Raw genomic sequence first — 17,868 nt, 5'->3', positions numbered from 1 at the left:
GACGGTCGTCGGCACCCGCCGGGTGGGCAGCCTTGAAAGCCCGCCCGGCTTTCCTCTACCGTAGCGGCCTTCTGTTTCCTCCCTCCGGAGCCGCCATGCCGCTGGCCAACCCCCGCCTGCTGAATTTCCTCATTTTCCTCGCCTGTGCCGCGCTGCTGGCCTTCGGTCTGTATCTGGAGCATGTCGAGGGTCTCGAGCCCTGTCCGTTGTGCGTGGTCCAGCGCATCGAGTTCATCGGCGTCGGCCTGACCTGCCTGGTGGCCGCCATGCACGGCCCGCAGCGCCTCGGTCGGCGCCTGTATGCCGGCCTGACCCTGCTGTTCGCTGCCGCCGGCATCGCCTCGGCCGGCCGGCAGATCTGGCTGCAGGGCCTGCCGGCGGACCAGCTGCCGGCCTGCCTGCCGAGCCTCGAGTACATGATGGAGGCGCTGCCATTCCAGGACATCGTGAGCCTGATGCTGCACGGCACCGCCGACTGCGCCGAGGTGACCTGGACCCTGCTGGGCCTGAGCATTCCCGAGTGGAGCCTGCTGGCCTTCGTCGGCTTTGCCGCGGTGGCGCTGCTGCAGCTGCTGCGCCGCGACTGAGCGCTGCGGCCTCAAACGGCCGTATCAAAGTTTTCCCGAGGATGGCTTGCTGGTGGCAGGCAGCCGGCATAGTCTCGCCGGTACTGGCTACTGCAGGATATTGCCCGTGGGAGGTCCCTGCCATGGCCTGAGGCGATGCCGGGTGGCATCGTTTTCCCTTGCGCATAACAACATCGTCCAACGCGGGAAGCGAGGAATACCATGCTCGAGAATTGTCGCAGTGCCCAGGAACGCTGGGGTGGGGTTCATCTGCTGCTGGATCGCTGGCTGCAGTGCCGGCACCAGCTGGTCAGCGCCTTCCAGGATCTCAACGCTCGCCCGCAGGCCAGCGGCCCGCTGCTGGAAGACTTCTGCGCCCAGCTGATGGACTACGTCTCCGCCGGCCATTTCGAAATCTACGAACAGCTGCTCAGCGAAGCGCGCGCCTTCGGCGACGAGCAGGCGCTGAGCCTGGCGGCCAAGGTCTTTCCGCAGATCGAGGCCAGCACCGCGGTGATGCTCGACTTCAACGACCGCTGCGACAACGGCGACTGTCGCGAGAGCGCCGGCCTGGTTCACGAGCTGACGCGCCTCGGCCAGCTGCTGGAGCAGCGCTTCGAGCTGGAGGATTGCCTGATCGAGGTGCTGCACAACGCGCATCGCCAGGCCTCTCCGGCCTGACGGCAGACCCGCTGCCGGGCGTGGACGTGCCGTCCGTCTGGATGTGGCACGCCGGGGGGGCTAGTATGGGGTGACACTCATCGCCCGGAGGCGTCTTCATGGCAACCAGGAAAAAGCCGGTCCCCACCCCGCTGCACTTGCTGCAGCAACTGTCCCACAGTCTGCTGGAGCATCTGGAGCAGGCCTGCAGTCAGGCGCTGGTGGATGCCGAGAAGCTGCTGGCCAAACTGGAGAAGCAGCGCAGCAAGGCCCAGGACAAGCTGCACAAGGCCGGTGCCCGGCTCGAAGCGGCGGCTGCCGAGGGCAAGGCCAAGGCGCAGACCAGGGCGCGGGCCAGCATCGTCGAGATCGAGGAGCTGCTCGATACCCTCAAGCAGCGTCAGGCGGAAACCCGTGCCTACATCGCCGGCCTGAAGGCCGACGCCGAGCAGAGCCTGCATCTGGCCCAGGGGGTCGGCAAGGTCAAGGAAGCGGTCGGCGCGCTGCTCGCCCGCCGCGAGGTGGAGGGCACCAAGGTGGCCGCCGCCAGCAAGCCGCGCGCTCCACGGGCAGCGGCCCCGGCGGCAGCCGCGCCGACCGCCGTGGTCAAGCCTCCGCGCACGCGGCGTGCGCCGGCGGCCAGCAAGGCGGCCGCTCAGCCTGCGGCTCCCGCCGCTCCGATCGCCGCGGCGCCGGCAGCGACCAAGCCGGCGCGCAAGCGTGCCCCGGCGACCCCTGCCGCGACCAAGCCGGCCAGCCCGAGCAAGCCCGCGACCCCGCGCGCGCCGCGCAAGCCGGCCAGCGCCGCGACGCCTGCCAAGCCGACGCCTCAGCAGAAGTAGCCGAGCGCCCTTGCCGCTTCGCGCAGCAGCGCATGGGCTGCTGCGCGAAGCGCCGGGTTGCCATCGCTGCGGCCGGGGTCCAGGCGCTCGAGCCAGCACCCCGCGGTCCGCGCATCGGCCGGCCAGGCGGCGCTCAGCGTCTCCAGGCGCGCGAGCAGGATGCGCTCGGCCTGCAGCTCGAGGGTCGCCAGCTGGCGGCGCAGTTCGGCCAGCTCGGCATCCTCCGCGGCGGCGCTCTTCCACGCCCGGCGCAGCTGGCGCAACGCCCCGCTGACGCCGGCCTGCCAGGGCCTGGCCAGGCGCTCCAGTTGTGCCACCCGCGTGGCGCTGTCGGCGACGCCGCGCTGCTCCAGCCAAAGCGCGGCCAATAGCAGGCAGACATCCGCCCCCTCTTCGTCCTGCCGGCGCAGGCAGGCCTCGGCGACGCCGGGCCGGGCGTACAGGGCGACGGCGAAATCCCACAACGATTGCTGCATGCTGTTCTCCGGGCGCGGTCTGGAAGCTGGTAAACTTCGCCACCGCAGAATCCAGTCCCACGATCATGATCCGACTCCAGAATCTTACCCTGCAGCGTGGCCCGCAGCGCCTGCTCGATGGCGCCGAGCTGACCCTGCACCCCGGCCAGAAGGTCGGTCTCGTCGGCGCCAACGGTGCCGGCAAATCCAGTCTGTTCGCCCTGTTGCGTGGCGAGCTGAGCGCCGACGGCGGCGATTGCCAGCTGCCGCCGGACTGGCGCGTGGCGCACATGCGCCAGGAGGTCGACACCCTCGAGCGTCGCGCGGTGGACTACGTGCTCGACGGCGACCAGCAGCTGCGGCGCATCCAGCGCGAGCTGGCGGTCGCCGAGGCGGCCCATGACGGCAGTGCGATTGCCCACCTGCACCACGAGCTGGACGTGGCCTCCGGTTACGACGCCGACGCCCGCGCGCGCAAGCTGCTGGCCGGCCTCGGCTTCCTGCCGGCGCAGATGGAGCAGGCGGTCGGCGACTTCTCCGGCGGCTGGCGCATGCGCCTCAACCTGGCGCAGGCGCTGATGTGCCCGTCCGAGCTGCTGCTGCTCGACGAGCCGACCAACCACCTCGACCTCGATGCCATCCTCTGGCTGGAAAGCTGGCTGAAAGGTTACCCCGGTACCCTGTTGCTGATTTCCCACGACCGCGACTTCCTCGATGCGGTGGTCGACCACGTGGTGCACCTCGAGCAGCAGAAACTCAACCTGTATCGCGGCGGCTACTCGGCCTTCGAGCGCACCCGCGTCGAACGCCTGGCCCAGCAGCAGCAGGCCTACGAGAAGCAGCAGGCGCAGCGCGCGCACATGGAAGACTTCATCCGCCGCTTCAAGGCCAAGGCCAGCAAGGCCCGTCAGGCGCAGAGCCGCATCAAGGCGCTGGAGCGTCTCGAGGAGCTGGCCCCGGCGCACATCGATTCGCCGTTCGACTTCGTGTTCCGCGAGGCCGACAAGGTGTCCAGCCCGCTGCTGGATCTGGCCGAGGGGCGCCTCGGCTACGGCGACAAGACCGTGCTCGACAAGGTCAAGCTGCAGCTGGTGCCCGGCGCGCGCATCGGCCTGCTCGGCCCCAACGGCGCCGGCAAGTCGACCCTGATCAAGACCCTGGCCGGCGAGCTGGAGCCGCTGGGCGGGCGGCTGACCCGCGGCGAGAACCTGGCGGTCGGCTACTTCGCCCAGCACCAGTTGGACTCGCTGGACCCCCAGGCCAGCCCGCTGCTGCACCTGCAGCGCATCGCCGCCGGCGAGCGCGAGCAGGTCCTGCGCGACTTCCTCGGCGGTTTCGACTTCCGCGGCAATCGCTGCGACGAGCCGGTGCTGAATTTCTCCGGCGGCGAGAAGGCGCGCCTGGCGCTGGCGCTGATCGCCTGGCAGAAGCCCAACCTGCTGCTGCTCGACGAACCGACCAACCACCTCGATCTGGAGATGCGCCTGGCGCTGACCATGGCCCTGCAGGACTTCGAGGGCGCGGTGCTGGTGGTATCCCACGACCGTCACCTGCTGAAGAGCACCACCGACGAGTTCCTGCTGGTGGCCGACGGCCGCGTGCAGGCCTTCGACGGCGACCTCGAGGACTACAGCCGCTGGCTGGTCGACTACCGTGTCCGCCAGCAGCCGGTGGTCGACAGCGCGCCGAGCGCCGACAAGACCGACAAGCGCGCCCAGCGCCAGGCCGCCGCGGTGCTGCGCCAGCAGCTGGCGCCGCTCAAGCGCCAGGCCGACAAGCTGGAAAAGGACCTCGGCGGCGTGCACGAGCAGCTCGCCGCACTGGAAACCCGTCTGGGCGACAGCGCGCTGTACGAGTCGGCGCGCAAGGACGAACTGCGTGGCCTGCTGGCCGAGCAGGCCACCCTCAAGCAACGCGAGGCCGAGCTGGAAGAGGCCTGGCTGCTGGCCCTGGAGCAGCTCGAGGCGCTGGAAGCCGAGCTGGGCGGCGCGGCGTGAAAGCCTGGCTGGCGCAGTGGCTGGGCGAGTGGAGCGAAACGCTGCTGCTCGGCGTGCAGCTGTTGCTGATCCTGCTCGCCGGCTACGTGCTGCAGCGCCTGGTGGCGCGCGGCCTGAGCCGCCTCGCCCGGCGTTACCAGCAACTGCCCGCCGAGCTGCTGCTGCCGCTGCGTGGCGCCCTGCGCTGGCTGATCATGGGCAGCGCGCTGCTGCTCGCCCTCGAGCACCTCGGTGTCTCCGCCGGGGTGCTGTGGGCGGCGTTTTCCGGCTTCGTCGCGGTCGCCGCGGTGGCCTTCTTCGCCGTGTGGAGCGTGCTGTCCAACCTGTTCTGCGCGGTGCTGATCTTCACTGTCGGCCCGTTTCGCCTCGGCGACCGGGTCGAGGTGCTGGAGGCCGCCGACAAGCCCGGCGCCAAGGGCCGGGTGATCGCCATCAACCTGCTGTACACCACCCTGGAAGAGGACGCCGAGGCCGGTACCGCTGCCCTGGTGCAGATCCCCAACAGCCTGTTCTTCCAGAAGGTCGTGCGCCGCTGGCGCGCGGCCGAGCATCCAACCCCAATCCCCACCCACAACGAGACGTGACCCCTCATGGAATGGCTCTCTAACCCGGAAATCTGGGTTGCTTTCCTTACCCTGACTGCCCTGGAAATTGTCCTCGGCATCGACAACATCATCTTCATCTCGATCCTGGTCGGCCGCCTGCCCAAGGAGCAGCAGCCCAAGGCGCGCTTCTTCGGCCTGGCGCTGGCCATGGGCACGCGCATCCTGCTGCTGCTGTCGATCGCCTGGGTGATGCGCCTGACCGCCGACCTGTTCACCGTGTTCGAGCAGGGCGTGTCCGGGCGCGACCTGATCCTGTTCTTCGGCGGCCTGTTCCTGCTGTTCAAGAGCACCATGGAAATCTGGCACAGCGTCGAGGGCGAGGTGGACGAGAGCCAGCCGGACGGCAAGAAGAAGGCCGGCTTCATGGGCGTGATCCTGCAGATCGCGGTGATCGACATCATCTTCTCGCTGGACTCGGTGATCACCGCCGTCGGTCTGGTGTCGGACGTGCCGGTGATGATCGCCGCGATCGTCATCGCCGTGCTGGTGATGATGATGGCCGCCGGCACCATCAGCGACTTCATCGACAAGCATCCGTCGCTGAAGATGCTCGCCCTGTCGTTCCTCATCGTGGTCGGCACCCTGCTGGTGGCCGAGTCCTTCGAGATTCACGTGCCGAAGGGCTACGTCTACTTCGCCATGGCCTTCTCGCTGGCCGTCGAGGCGCTCAACATCCGCGTGCGCACCGCGATGAAGCGCAAGCTCAACGAGCCGGTCAAGCTGCACAAGGACCTGCCGGACTGAGTGCTGGCGGGACAGGCTGAGGCCTGCCCGCATGCCTGCTGTAGTCGCGCCGGCCCGTGATGGGCCGGCGTCGTTTCCGCCATTCGCCACCGGAGAGTTCATCCATGGCCCTGCAAACCTGGCTCGCCTTCTTCGCCGCCTGTTGGGTGATCAGCCTGTCGCCCGGCGCCGGCGCCATCGCCTCGATGTCCAGCGGCCTCAACTACGGCTTCCGTCGCGGCTACTGGAACGCCGTCGGCCTGCAGCTGGCGCTGGCCCTGCAGATCGCCATCGTCGCCGCCGGGGTCGGCGCCATCCTCGCCACCTCGGAACTGGCCTTCGCCGTGATCAAGTGGTTCGGCGTGGCCTACCTGGCGTATCTGGGTTGGAAGCAGTGGCGCGCCCCGGTAGGCGAGCTGGCCGACGCCAGCGCGGTGCGCCCGCTGGGTCGGCCGCTGAGCCTGGTGCTGCGCGGCTTCGTGGTCAACGCCAGCAACCCCAAGGCGATCGTGTTCATCCTCGCCGTGCTGCCGCAGTTCCTCGATCCGGCGCGGCCGCTGCTGGCCCAGTACCTGCTGATGGCGGCGACCATGATCGGCGTCGACCTGCTGGTGATGGCCGGCTATACCGGCCTGGCCGCGCGGGTCCTGCGCCTGCTGCGCACGCCGCGCCAGCAGCGTCTGCTCAACCGCACCTTCGCCAGCCTGTTCGTCGCCGCGGCCGGATTGCTGGCGCTGGTGCGCCGCACGCCGGCCTGATCTGTCCGGGTCCGCTGCGGCGGCTGTTGACGTCCGTGTCGCTGTGGCTGGCGCTAGCATGCCGGCCTGGTTCAACCCACAGGAGAATGACCATTGATGCGTGTGTGGATCGATGCCGACGCCTGCCCGCGGGCGGCGCGGGATCTGGTGGTGAAGTTCGCCTTGAAGCGCAAGTTCGAGGTGGTGCTGGTGGCCGGGCAGAGCCAGGTCAAGCCGGCGTTCGCCTGCGTGCGCCTGATCGTGGTGCCCAGCGGGCCGGACGCCGCCGACGACTACCTGGTCGAGCACGCGCTGCCCGGCGAGCTGGTGATCTGCTCGGATGTGCCGCTGGCCGACCGCCTGGTGAAGAAGGGCGTGGCCGCGCTGGACCCGCGCGGCCGCGAGTTCGACGAGCGCAACATGGGCGAGCGCCTGGCGGTGCGCAACCTGTTCACCGACCTGCGCGAACAGGGCCAGGTCGGCGGCGGCCAGGCGGCCTATGGCGAGAAGGACCGCCAGGCCTTTGCCAACGCGCTGGATCGCCTGCTCGGCGTGCTGGCGCGCAAGGCCGAGTAGGCGCGGATTCATCCGCGCCCCGGGTCCACGACGCGGCAAACCGGCGAATCCTGCGCCCCCCGGCGGGACGGTCGCGACCGATCAGGCCAGCTCGAGCACCCGGTCGATCAGCTTGTTGATCCCGCTGGCCGCCTCGGCCAGCGACTTGGCCAGCATGTAGGCCGGGGTAGTGACCAGCTTGCGCTGCGGGTCCTCGACGATGTCGTCGACCGCACAGTCGATGTGTTCGGCGCCCATGTCGGTCAGCTTGGCGGCGGTGTCCGGGTCGTGGCCGATGGTGCAGTGCACGCCGGCGCCGTAGATCCGTGCGGCCATCGCCGGGGCGATGCAGATCAGGCCGACCGGCTTGTGCGCGGCGGCAAAGTCGCGGGCGGCGGCCAGCACGTCGGGCTGCACTGCGCAGCTGGCGCCCTTGAAGGCGAAGTCGCAGAGGTTCTTCGCCGCGCCGAAACCGCCGGGGATCACCAGCGCGTCGAAGTCGGCGGCCTTGAGTTCGCGCACGTCGTGGATCTGGCCGCGGGCGATGCGTGCCGACTCGACCAGCACGTTGCGGCTCTCGCCGCTTTCCGCTCCGGTCAGATGGTTGATCACGTGGTGCTGGGGGATGTCCGGAGCGAAGCACTGCACCTGGGCGCCGCGCTGGCTCAGGCGCAGCAGGGCAATCACGCTTTCGTGGATCTCGGCGCCGTCGTAGACGCCGCAGCCGGACAGGATCACGGCAACCTTCTTGCTCATGGTGGACACTCCTTGGTGGTCTTGCAGGCCCGCGCCAGGGCATCCGGCGCAGGCGGCAGGGGAATATCCTCAATCCTAGCCGCAAGCGGGGGGCGGCGGCCATGCATCAGTGGCCGAGGAGGGCGCTGGCGGGCTATGGTAGGGCGCTGAAGCGCCCGCGTCGGCAACTGTGCGGCGGGTCACGCTGTCTCATATTCGTCATAATTGCTTCATAGACTGTCAAGCTGCGCCCGTTGTCCGGGCCCTGGAGTGCGCCGTGAGCTTTACCCCCGCCAATCGCCTGTTCCCCGCCACCCGCCTGCGCCGCAATCGTCGCGACGACTTCTCCCGCCGCCTGGTGCGCGAGAACGTGCTGACCGCCGACGACCTGATCCTGCCGGTGTTCGTGCTGGAGGGCGAGAAGCGCCGCGAGGCGGTGCCATCGATGCCGGGGGTCGAGCGCCTGTCCATCGACCTGCTGCTCGAAGAGGCGGCCGAGTGCGTGGCGCTGGGCATCCCGGCGCTGGCGCTGTTCCCGGTCACCCCGGCGGAGAAGAAGTCGCTGCTCGCCGAGGAAGCCTGGAACCCGGACGGCCTGGCGCAGCGCGCCACCCGCGCCCTGCGCACGCGTTTTCCGGAGCTGGGCATCATCACCGACGTGGCTCTCGACCCGTTCACCACCCACGGCCAGGACGGCATCCTCGACGACAGCGGCTACGTGCAGAACGACGTCACCGTCGATGCGCTGGTCAAGCAGGCGCTGTCGCACGCCGAGGCCGGCGCCCAGGTGGTGGCGCCCTCGGACATGATGGACGGGCGCATCCAGGCGATCCGCGAGGCGCTGGAAGTCGCCGAGCATCCCAACGTGCGCATCATGGCCTACTCGGCCAAGTACGCCAGTGCCTACTACGGCCCGTTCCGCGATGCGGTCGGCTCGGCCGGCAACCTCGGCAAGGGCAGCAAGAACACCTACCAGATGGACCCGGCCAACGGCGACGAGGCGCTGCACGAAGTGGCCGCGGACCTGGCCGAGGGCGCCGACATGGTGATGGTCAAGCCGGGCATGCCCTACCTCGACATCGTCCGTCGGGTGAAGGATGAATTCCGCGCGCCGACCTTTGTCTATCAGGTCAGCGGCGAGTACGCCATGCACATGGCGGCGATCCAGAATGGCTGGCTGAGCGAAGCGGTGATCCTCGAGTCTTTGGTCGCGTTCAAGCGCGCCGGGGCCGATGGCATCCTCACCTATTTCGCCAAGCGTGCGGCACAACTGTTGAAACAACAGGGCTGAAGGCCCTGCAGGAAGAAGCAATGAACAATCCAGGACTGATCGATAGCGAACTGCCGGAACAGCCGGTTGCACCTGCCCTGCTCGCCGAGGCGGATGAGGCCGCGCTGCCGGTCAGCGCCGAGGCGCAGCCCGAGGCGGCAGCGGAATCCGTCGAGGCGCCGGCTCCGGTGCCGGGGCTGGACGACAGCAGCCTGTACATCCACCGCGAGCTGTCGCAGCTGAAGTTCAACATCCGCGTCCTGGAGCAGGCGCTCGACGAGGCCACCCCGCTGCTCGAGCGCCTGAAGTTCCTGCTGATCTTCTCCAGTAACCTCGACGAATTCTTCGAGATCCGCGTCGCCGGCCTGAAGAAGCAGGTCGCCTTCGCCCGCGAACTGGCTGGCGCCGACGGCCTGCAGCCGCATCAGGTGCTGGCGCGGATCAGCGAGCTGGTCCACGAGCAGGTCGATCGTCAGTACGCGATCCTCAACGACGTGCTGCTGCCGGCGCTGGAGCAGCACCAGATCCGCTTCATCCGCCGGCGCAACTGGACCGCCAAGATCAAGACCTGGGTGCGCCGCTATTTCCGCGAGGAGATCGCGCCGATCATGACGCCGATCGGCCTCGACCCGACCCACCCGTTCCCGCTGCTGGTCAACAAGAGCCTGAACTTCATCGTCGAGCTGGAAGGCATCGACGCCTTCGGCCGCGATTCCGGCCTGGCCATCCTGCCGGCGCCGCGCCTGCTGCCGCGGGTGATCCGCGTGCCGGAGGAGGTCGGCGGTCCCGGCGACAACTTCGTGTTCCTCTCCTCGATGATCCACGCCCACGCCGACGACCTGTTCCACGGCATGAGCGTCAAGGGCTGCTACCAGTTCCGCCTGACCCGCAACGCCGATCTGTCGGTGGACGCCGAGGACGTCGAGGACCTGGCGCGTGCGCTGCGTGGCGAGTTGTTCTCGCGCCGCTTCGGCGATGCGGTACGCCTCGAGGTGGCCGACAACTGCCCGCAGAACCTGGTCGACTACCTGCTCAAGCAGTTCGGTCTGGCCGAGTCCGAGCTGTACCGGGTCAACGGCCCGGTCAACCTGACCCGGCTGTTCTCGATCACCGGTCTGGAAAGCCAGCGCGCCCTGCAGTATCCGCCGCTGACCCCGGTGATTCCCAAGCTGCTGCAGAGCAGCGAGAAGCTGTTCAACGTGGTCGGCAAGCAGGACGTGCTGCTCTACCACCCGTTCGAGTCGTTCACCCCGGTGGTCGACATGCTGCGCCAGGCGGCCAAGGATCCCCACGTCCTGGCGATCAAGCAGACCCTGTACCGCACCGGCGCCAACTCGGAGATCGTCGACGCGCTGGTCGACGCGGCGCGCAGCGGCAAGGAGGTCACCGCGGTGATCGAGCTGCGCGCGCGCTTCGACGAGGAGTCCAACCTGGCCCTGGCCAGCCGCCTGCAGCAGGCCGGTGCGGTGGTGATCTACGGCGTGGTCGGCTTCAAGACCCATGCCAAGATGATGCTGATCCTGCGCCGCGAGAACGGCGAGCTGGTGCGTTACGCCCATCTGGGTACCGGCAACTACCACGCCGGCAACGCGCGGCTGTACACCGACTACAGCCTGCTGACCTCCGACGACGCCCTGTGCGAGGACGTTTCCAAGCTGTTCAACCAGCTGATCGGCATGGGCAAGAGCCTGCGCATGAAGAAGCTGCTGCACGCGCCCTTCACCCTGAAGAAGACCCTGCTCGACATGATCGCCCGCGAGGCGCAGCACGCCAGCGAGGGCAAGCCGGCGCACATCATCGCCAAGATGAACTCGCTGACCGATCCCAAGGTGATCAAGGCGCTGTACAAGGCCAGCCAGTGCGGGGTGCGCATCGACCTGATCGTGCGCGGCATGTGCTGCCTGCGTCCGGGGATTGTCGGGGTGTCGCACAACATCCATGTGCGCTCGATCATCGGCCGCTTCCTCGAGCACAGCCGCGCCTACTACTTCCTCAATGGCGGCGACGAGCAGCTGTACCTGTCCAGCGCCGACTGGATGGAGCGCAACCTCGACAAGCGCGTGGAGACCTGCTTCCCGCTGGAAGGCAAGAAGCTGATCACCCGGGTGAAGAAGGAGCTGGAAGCCTACCTGGCCGACAATACCCAGGCCTGGGTGCTGCAGAGCGACGGTCGCTACCAGCGCCTGCAGCCCAGCGGCAACCAGAACCCGCGCAACGCCCAGGCGCTGATGGTCGAGAAGCTCAGCAGCCCGGTGCTGTCGGCGCGCTGATCCGCCACGGCGCAACGAAAAAAGGGGCGGCTCCTTGCGGGGCCGCCCCTTTTGCGTTGCGCCGCGCTCAGCGCCCGCTGAGCCGGTAGCCCACCCGCGCCAGCCACTGCGCCTCGGCCTCGATGTCGGCCTCGGTCAGCGGGTTGGCGGCCAGCCAGCCGGCGGGGAATACCGCCTCCAGGCTGCGCGGGCCGGCGTGGAACTGCACCTCGGGCATTTCCTGGGTGCCGCGGATGTGGTGGAACAGGATGGCGAAGCGCAGCACGATGCACAGGCGCACCAAGCGCTCGCCTTCCTCGCCGAACTCGGCGAAGCGCTCCACCGGGATGTTGCGGCGGTGGCCGCGCACCAAGAGGGCGAGCATCTGCTGGTCGAGGCGCGAGAAGCCGGCCAGGTCGGCGTGCTCGAGGATGTAGGAGCCGTGCTTGTGGTAGTGGTAGTGGGCGATGTCCAGGCCGATCTCGTGCACCTTGGCCCCCCACGACAGCAGCTCGCGGTGCCAGTCGTCGTTGAGGCCCCAGGGCTCGGCCACCTGGGCGAGGATCGACAGCGCCTTGGTTTCGACCCGCGCGGCCTGCTCGAGGTCGACGTGGCAGCGCTCCATCAGCGCCGACAGGGTGCGCTCGCGCACGTCCTCGTGACTCTGCCGGCCGATCATGTCGTACAGCACGCCCTCGCGCAGGGCGCCCTCGGCGTGGATCATCGACTGGATCTCCAGGGCGTCGAAGGTCGCCTCGAGGATCGCCAGGCCCGCCGGCAGGATCGCCTGGCGGTCGGCCTTGACGCCGTCGATGGCCAGCTCGGCAAGGTTGTCGCACTTGAGGATCTTGCGCTTGAGCCAGGCCAGGCCGGCCGGGGTGATCTCGCCGTTGCCCTGGCCGCCGGCCTGGATCGCCAGGCTGATGGCGCGGATGGTGCCGGAGGAGCCGACCGCCTCGTTCCAGCCGAGCCGGCGCACCGCCTGTTCGAAGCTCATCAGCTCCAGGCGTGCGGAGGTGTAGGCCTGGGCGTAGCGTGCCAGGCTCAGCTTGCCGTCGGCGAAGAAGCGCTTGCTGTAGCTGACGCAGCCCATCTGCTGGCTCTCGCGCAGCAGCGACTCGAAGCGCTCGCCGATGATGAACTCGGTGCTGCCGCCGCCGATGTCCACCACCAGGCGCTTGCCCTCGGCCACCGGCAGGCTGTGCGACACGCCGAGGTGGATCAGGCGCGCTTCCTCGCGGCCGGAGACCACTTCCACCTGGTGGCCGAGCAGTTCCTCGGCGCGGCGGATGAACACCGCGCGGTTGCGCGCCTCGCGCAGCGCGTTGGTGGCGACGACGCGCACCGCGCCCTGCGGCAGGCCCTGGATCAGCTGGGCGAAGCGGCGCAGGCAGTCGAGGCCGCGGGTCATCGCCGCCTCGTCGAGGTTGCGCTGCTCGTCGAGGCCGGCGGCCAGCTGCACCTTCTCGCCCAGGCGTTCGAGCAGGCGGATCTCGCCCTGGTCGACGCGGGCCAGCACCATGTGGATGCTGTTGGAGCCGATATCGATGGCGGCGATCAGGGGAAAGGCTTCGGCAGGGGTGTGCGGCATGGTCGGTGCTTCTCGCAGCAAAACGGCAGAATCCTGCCATGATAGAGCAATAGCGTCCGCTGCAGGTTACGTCGACGGCCTCGGCGATAGGCGCCGTTGACCTCAGTCATAGCCATTGCCAATCGCCTGTGCCTTCCGGTTGCCAGCGAGTGGGGCTATCATGGCCCGTCATTTTTTTCGCATCCGAATCACGGAGAACCCCCATGAGCGAATTCATCACCAACGTCACCGACGCCAGCTTCGAGCAGGACGTGCTCAAGGCCGACGGCCCGGTACTGGTCGACTATTGGGCCGAGTGGTGTGGTCCGTGCAAGATGATTGCCCCGGTGCTGGATGAGATCGCCAAGGACTACCAGGGCAAGCTCACCGTGTGCAAGCTGAACATCGACGAGAATCAGGACACCCCGCCGAAGTACGGCGTGCGCGGTATTCCGACCCTGATGCTGTTCAAGAACGGCAACGTCGAGGCCACCAAGGTCGGCGCCCTGTCCAAGTCCCAGCTGGCGGCCTTCCTCGACAGCAACATCTGAACCCGAGGCCTGAATAACCCCGTCCCAGTACGGGGTTTTTTCTGCGTGCCGTCTAGACTCTGCAACGAATGCAGTGATAAATTCGGGCTGCAGTCATTATCCGACTGCTTCCTGCATGCCGTCGCCGCCGCCCTCTCGCCCGGATTCGCGCAGTGAACCTGCCGTCTTCCTGCGGCGCGGCCTCCCGAGCTCAACGCTTTCCTTCTCTCCCCCGATGTACCTCATCCTATGAACCTGACTGAACTCAAGCAAAAGCCGATTCCCGAACTGCTGGAAATGGCCGACCAGATGGGCCTGGAAAACATGGCCCGGTCGCGCAAGCAGGACATCATCTTCGCCCTGCTGAAAAAGCACGCGAAAAGCGGTGAGGAAATCTCCGGGGATGGCGTGCTGGAGATCCTGCAGGATGGTTTCGGATTCCTGCGCAGCGCGGACTCTTCCTACCTGGCCGGCCCGGACGACATCTACGTCTCGCCCAGCCAGATCCGCCGCTTCAACCTGCGCACCGGCGACACCATCGTCGGCAAGATCCGCCCGCCGAAGGAAGGCGAGCGCTACTTCGCGCTGCTCAAGGTCGACACCATCAACTATGATCGACCGGAAAACGCGAAGAACAAGATCCTGTTCGAGAACCTCACCCCGCTGTTCGCCAACAAGCGCCTGAGGATGGAGGCCGGCAACGGCTCCACCGAGGACCTCACCGGCCGGGTGATCGACCTCTGCGCGCCGATCGGCAAGGGCCAGCGCGGCCTGATCGTCGCCCCGCCGAAGGCGGGCAAGACCATCATGCTGCAGAACATCGCGGCCAACATCACCCGCAACAACCCCGATTGCCACCTGATTGTCCTGCTGATCGACGAGCGTCCGGAAGAAGTGACCGAGATGCAGCGCACCGTGCGCGGCGAAGTGGTCGCCTCGACCTTCGACGAGCCGCCGACCCGCCACGTGCAGGTCGCCGAGATGGTGATCGAGAAGGCCAAGCGCCTGGTCGAGCACAAGAAGGACGTGGTCATCCTGCTCGACTCGATCACCCGTCTGGCGCGCGCCTACAACACCGTGATCCCCAGCTCCGGCAAGGTGCTCACCGGTGGTGTCGACGCCCACGCCCTGGAGAAGCCCAAGCGCTTCTTCGGTGCCGCGCGCAACATCGAGGAGGGCGGCAGCCTGACCATCATCGCCACCGCGCTGGTGGAAACCGGCTCGAAGATGGACGAGGTGATCTACGAGGAGTTCAAGGGCACCGGCAACATGGAGCTGCAGCTGGACCGCAAGATCGCCGAAAAGCGCGTGTTCCCGGCGATCAACATCAACCGCTCCGGTACCCGCCGCGAAGAGCTGCTGACCACGGAGGAGGAGCTGCAGCGCATCTGGATCCTGCGCAAGATTCTCCATCCGATGGACGAGATCTCCGCGATCGAATTCCTCCTCGATCGTCTGAAGGATACCAAGACCAACGAGGAGTTCTTCCAGTCGATGAAGCGCAAGTAAGCGCTCTGCCCTGGATCTGCAGACAACGGCCGGTCATCCCGGCCGTTGTCGTTTCTGTACGGTGGTACGGGGGGCGGGGCGAATTCATTCGCCTGCAGGTTTCGCCAAGGCGAACGAGTCCGCCCCTGCAGGCGGTTTCTTGCTGTTTCTGCCGGGCGCCGTTCGGCGCTAGACTCTGCGCCTTCGACAGTCCCACCGAGGCTCAAGCATGCAGTATCGCGACCTGCGCGAATTCATTCGCGGCCTGGAGACGCGCGGCGAACTCAAGCGCATCCAGGCGCCGGTCTCCCCTGTGCTGGAAATGACCGAAATCTGCGACCGCACCCTGCGCAAGGGCGGCCCGGCGCTGCTGTTCGAGAACCCCACCGGCTTCCAGATGCCGGTGCTCGGCAACCTGTTCGGCACGCCGCGGCGCGTGGCGCTGGGCATGGGCGCCGAGGAGGTGTCGGAGCTGCGCGAGATCGGCAAGCTGCTGGCCTTCCTCAAGGAGCCGGAGCCGCCCAAGGGGCTCAAGGATGCCTGGTCCAAGCTGCCGATCTTCCGCAAGGTGCTGGCCATGGCGCCCAAGGTGCTCAAGGACGCGCCGTGCCAGGAAGTGATCGAGGAGGGCGACGACGTCGACCTTGGCAAGCTGCCGATCCAGCACTGCTGGCCGGGCGATGTGGCGCCGCTGATCACCTGGGGCCTGACCATCACCAAGGGGCCGAACAAGGAGCGGCAGAATCTCGGCATCTACCGCCAGCAGGTGATCGGCCGCAACAAGCTGATCATGCGCTGGCTGAGCCACCGCGGCGGCGCGCTGGACTTTCGCGAGTGGTGCCTGAAGTACCCCGACCGTCCCTATCCGGTGGCGGTGGCCCTCGGCGCCGATCCGGCGACCATCCTCGGCGCGGTCACCCCGGTGCCGGATACCCTGTCCGAGTACGCCTTCGCCGGCCTGCTGCGCGGCCAGCGCACCGAGCTGGTCAAGGCGGTCGGCTCGGATCTGCAGGTGCCGGCGTTTGCCGAGATGGTCCTGGAGGGGCACATCTACCCCGGCGAGATGGCCGACGAAGGCCCCTACGGCGACCATACCGGTTACTACAACGAGGTGGACCGCTTCCCGGTGTTCACCGTCGAGCGCATCACCCGGCGCCGCGATGCCATCTACCACAGCACCTACACCGGCCGTCCGCCGGATGAACCGGCGATCCTCGGCGTGGCGCTCAACGAGGTGTTCGTGCCGATCCTGCAGAAGCAGTTCCCGGAGATCGTCGACTTCTACCTGCCGCCGGAAGGCTGCTCGTACCGCATGGCGGTGGTGACCATCAAGAAGCAGTATCCCGGTCACGCCAAGCGGGTGATGCTCGGCGTGTGGTCGTTCCTGCGCCAGTTCATGTATACCAAGTTCGTCATCGTCACCGACGACGACATCAACGCCCGCGACTGGAACGACGTGATCTGGGCGATCACCACGCGCATGGATCCCTCGCGCGACACGGTGCTGATCGACAACACGCCGATCGACTACCTCGACTTTGCCTCGCCGGTCTCCGGTCTGGGCAGCAAGATGGGGCTCGACGCCACCCACAAGTGGCCGGGCGAGACCGATCGCGAGTGGGGCCGCGCCATCGTCAAGGACGAGGCGGTGGTCAAGCGTGTCGACGAGCTGTGGAGCCAGCTCGGCATCGATTGAGCTGCCGGCTCAGATTGAACCGTGTGCTCCGCCGGCGCGCGGGAGCGTCACCACCACCTTGGCAACGGGAGTCGTCATGCGCATCACCCTGCAACCCTCCGGTCTCAGCCTGGAACTGCTGCCCGGCGAGCGCATCCTCGACGGCGCGCGGCGGCTGGGTTTCGACTGCCCGCAGAGCTGTCGCAACGGCAACTGTCACGTCTGCGCCGCGCTGCTGGTGGCCGGCCGCGTGCGCCAGCAGGGCGCCCTGCTGGACCATGGCGAGCTGTTCACCTGCGTCGCCGAGCCGCTGGAAGACTGTCTGCTGCACTGGGACGGGGTGCTGGCGCCCGGCGAGCTGCCGCGGCGCCGGCTGGCCTGCCAGCTGGTCGAGTGTGTCGCCGTGGGTGGCGACGTGTTCCGCCTGCGCCTGCGCGCGCCGGCCGGCAAGCCGCCGCGCTACCACGCCGGCCAGTACCTGCTGCTCGAGCGCGAGGACGGCAGCCAGGCGGCCTTCTCGATCGCCTCGGCACCCCACCGCGGCCGCGAGCTGGAGCTGCACATCCTCGCCCGCGACGCCAGCACCCGCGGCCTGCTCGACTTCATCCGCCGTCAGGGGCTGGCCCGCGTGCAGCTGCCGTTCGGCGACTGTCATCTGGCCGAGCTGCCCGCGGGTCCCTTGCTGCTGCTCGCCGCCGGTACCGGGCTGGCGCAGATGCACAGCCTGATCGAGCACTGCCGCGCCGCCGGCTTTGCCCATCCGGTGCACCTGTACTGGGGAGTACGGCGGCCGCAGGAGTTCTATCGCCTGCCGGTGTGGGAAGAGTGGCAGCGGCTGCCCAACCTGTTCCTGCATCCGGTGGTCAGCGACCCGCAGCCGGACGATGGCTGGAGCGGCCGCTGCGGCCTGCTGCACCAGGCGGTGTGCGCCGACTTTCCCGACCTGAGTGAGCTGCACGTCTACGCCAGCGGTTCGCCGGCGATGGTCTACGGCACGCTGGATGCCCTGGTCGCGGCCGGCATGGACGCGCGGCAGATGCGCGCCGACGTGTTTGCCTACGCGCCGCGCCCGGCCTGAGGCGTCGGTCACCCGTCGATTGTGCTGGCGGTCGCAGGCAGTGCATTTGCCGACCGCCGGTGGCACGGACAAATTGCATGCCTGGCGGACTTGCCGGAGAATGCGCCCGCTCGAGCACGGCCTCGAGCCGCCC

17 protein-coding genes are annotated in these 17,868 nt (G+C 68.0%); 14 read left to right on the top strand and 3 right to left on the bottom strand.

Annotated features, from left to right (window positions below; genetic code table 11):
• The first annotated feature begins 95 nt into the window (after positions 1-95).
• From BM297_RS11475 to BM297_RS11465, 3 genes are all read left to right on the top strand, one after another.
• Entirely contained in the window at positions 96-587 is a 492-nt protein-coding gene (locus BM297_RS11475; RefSeq protein WP_092431588.1) for a disulfide bond formation protein B, read from the top strand.
• A gap of 201 nt (positions 588-788) precedes the next feature.
• Entirely contained in the window at positions 789-1,247 is a 459-nt protein-coding gene (gene rsd / locus BM297_RS11470; RefSeq protein ID WP_092431585.1) for a sigma D regulator, read from the top strand.
• 98 nt (positions 1,248-1,345) lie between these two features.
• On the top strand, positions 1,346-2,068 hold the full coding sequence (locus BM297_RS11465; RefSeq protein ID WP_139231053.1) for an AlgP family protein: 723 nt from the start codon (positions 1,346-1,348) through the stop codon (positions 2,066-2,068).
• On the opposite strand, the gene BM297_RS11460 is transcribed toward BM297_RS11465, so the two are convergent.
• The gene (locus BM297_RS11460) at positions 2,056-2,544 is read right to left on the bottom strand and encodes a TIGR02444 family protein (RefSeq protein ID WP_092431580.1); all 489 of its coding nucleotides are present in this window, start codon (positions 2,542-2,544) and stop codon (positions 2,056-2,058) included. The two genes, BM297_RS11465 and BM297_RS11460, sit on opposite strands and share 13 nt — an antisense overlap.
• Positions 2,545-2,609: 65 nt before the next feature.
• On the opposite strand from BM297_RS11460, the gene BM297_RS11455 reads away from it, so the two are divergent.
• The 5 genes from BM297_RS11455 (at position 2,610) to BM297_RS11435 (ending at position 7,161) form a co-directional block, all read left to right on the top strand.
• Entirely contained in the window at positions 2,610-4,520 is a 1,911-nt protein-coding gene (locus tag BM297_RS11455) for an ATP-binding cassette domain-containing protein (RefSeq protein ID WP_092431576.1), read from the top strand.
• On the top strand, positions 4,517-5,104 hold the full coding sequence (locus BM297_RS11450; RefSeq protein ID WP_092431570.1) for a mechanosensitive ion channel family protein: 588 nt from the start codon (positions 4,517-4,519) through the stop codon (positions 5,102-5,104). The genes BM297_RS11455 and BM297_RS11450 overlap by 4 nt, the downstream gene beginning before the upstream one ends.
• A 6-nt stretch (positions 5,105-5,110) precedes the next feature.
• Complete coding sequence (locus BM297_RS11445; RefSeq protein WP_092431567.1) at positions 5,111-5,869, top strand: TerC family protein; 759 nt, start codon at positions 5,111-5,113, stop codon at positions 5,867-5,869.
• A 104-nt stretch (positions 5,870-5,973) separates the two neighbouring features.
• Positions 5,974-6,606: a LysE family transporter gene (locus BM297_RS11440; protein ID WP_092431564.1), complete on the top strand. Its 633-nt coding sequence runs from the start codon at positions 5,974-5,976 to the stop codon at positions 6,604-6,606.
• Between the two features lie 96 nt (positions 6,607-6,702).
• The gene (locus BM297_RS11435; protein WP_092431561.1) at positions 6,703-7,161 is read left to right on the top strand and encodes a YaiI/YqxD family protein; all 459 of its coding nucleotides are present in this window, start codon (positions 6,703-6,705) and stop codon (positions 7,159-7,161) included.
• 81 nt (positions 7,162-7,242) lie between these two features.
• Here BM297_RS11435 and elbB read toward each other — a convergent pair whose 3' ends face one another.
• A complete protein-coding gene (gene elbB, locus BM297_RS11430) occupies positions 7,243-7,896 on the bottom strand; it encodes an isoprenoid biosynthesis glyoxalase ElbB (protein WP_092431558.1) in 654 nt (217 codons plus the stop codon).
• A 256-nt stretch (positions 7,897-8,152) separates the two neighbouring features.
• Here elbB and hemB point away from each other — a divergent pair, with 256 nt between their 5' ends.
• Both hemB and ppk1 read left to right on the top strand, forming a co-directional pair.
• The gene (hemB, locus tag BM297_RS11425; protein WP_092431555.1) at positions 8,153-9,166 is read left to right on the top strand and encodes a porphobilinogen synthase; all 1,014 of its coding nucleotides are present in this window, start codon (positions 8,153-8,155) and stop codon (positions 9,164-9,166) included.
• Between the two features lie 20 nt (positions 9,167-9,186).
• Positions 9,187-11,415 carry a polyphosphate kinase 1 gene (ppk1, locus tag BM297_RS11420; protein ID WP_092431552.1) on the top strand — a complete coding sequence of 743 codons (2,229 nt, stop codon included), beginning with the start codon at positions 9,187-9,189 and terminating at the stop codon, positions 11,413-11,415.
• Positions 11,416-11,482: 67 nt separating this feature from the next.
• On the opposite strand, the gene ppx is transcribed toward ppk1, so the two are convergent.
• Positions 11,483-12,985, bottom strand: a complete 1,503-nt coding sequence (ppx, locus tag BM297_RS11415) for an exopolyphosphatase (RefSeq protein WP_092431549.1) — start codon at positions 12,983-12,985, stop codon at positions 11,483-11,485.
• Positions 12,986-13,188: 203 nt separating this feature from the next.
• Between ppx and trxA the strand changes: the two genes are divergently transcribed.
• The 4 genes from trxA to BM297_RS11395 all read left to right on the top strand — a co-directional run bounded on the left by trxA (position 13,189) and on the right by BM297_RS11395 (position 17,735).
• Entirely contained in the window at positions 13,189-13,515 is a 327-nt protein-coding gene (gene trxA, locus BM297_RS11410) for a thioredoxin TrxA (protein ID WP_090312661.1), read from the top strand.
• Positions 13,516-13,743: 228 nt separating this feature from the next.
• The gene (gene rho / locus BM297_RS11405; RefSeq protein ID WP_092431547.1) at positions 13,744-15,003 is read left to right on the top strand and encodes a transcription termination factor Rho; all 1,260 of its coding nucleotides are present in this window, start codon (positions 13,744-13,746) and stop codon (positions 15,001-15,003) included.
• 208 nt (positions 15,004-15,211) lie between these two features.
• Entirely contained in the window at positions 15,212-16,678 is a 1,467-nt protein-coding gene (gene ubiD / locus BM297_RS11400; protein ID WP_092431544.1) for a 4-hydroxy-3-polyprenylbenzoate decarboxylase, read from the top strand.
• Between the two features lie 76 nt (positions 16,679-16,754).
• On the top strand, positions 16,755-17,735 hold the full coding sequence (locus BM297_RS11395) for a CDP-6-deoxy-delta-3,4-glucoseen reductase (RefSeq protein WP_092431542.1): 981 nt from the start codon (positions 16,755-16,757) through the stop codon (positions 17,733-17,735).
• Positions 17,736-17,868 lie beyond the last annotated feature (133 nt).

It is taken from the genome of Geopseudomonas sagittaria (genome assembly GCF_900115715.1).
GTDB lineage: Bacteria > Pseudomonadota > Gammaproteobacteria > Pseudomonadales > Pseudomonadaceae > Geopseudomonas > Geopseudomonas sagittaria.
The sequence above is the reverse complement of the archived record's forward strand: the minus strand, read 5'-3'. Positions and strand labels throughout refer to the sequence as shown.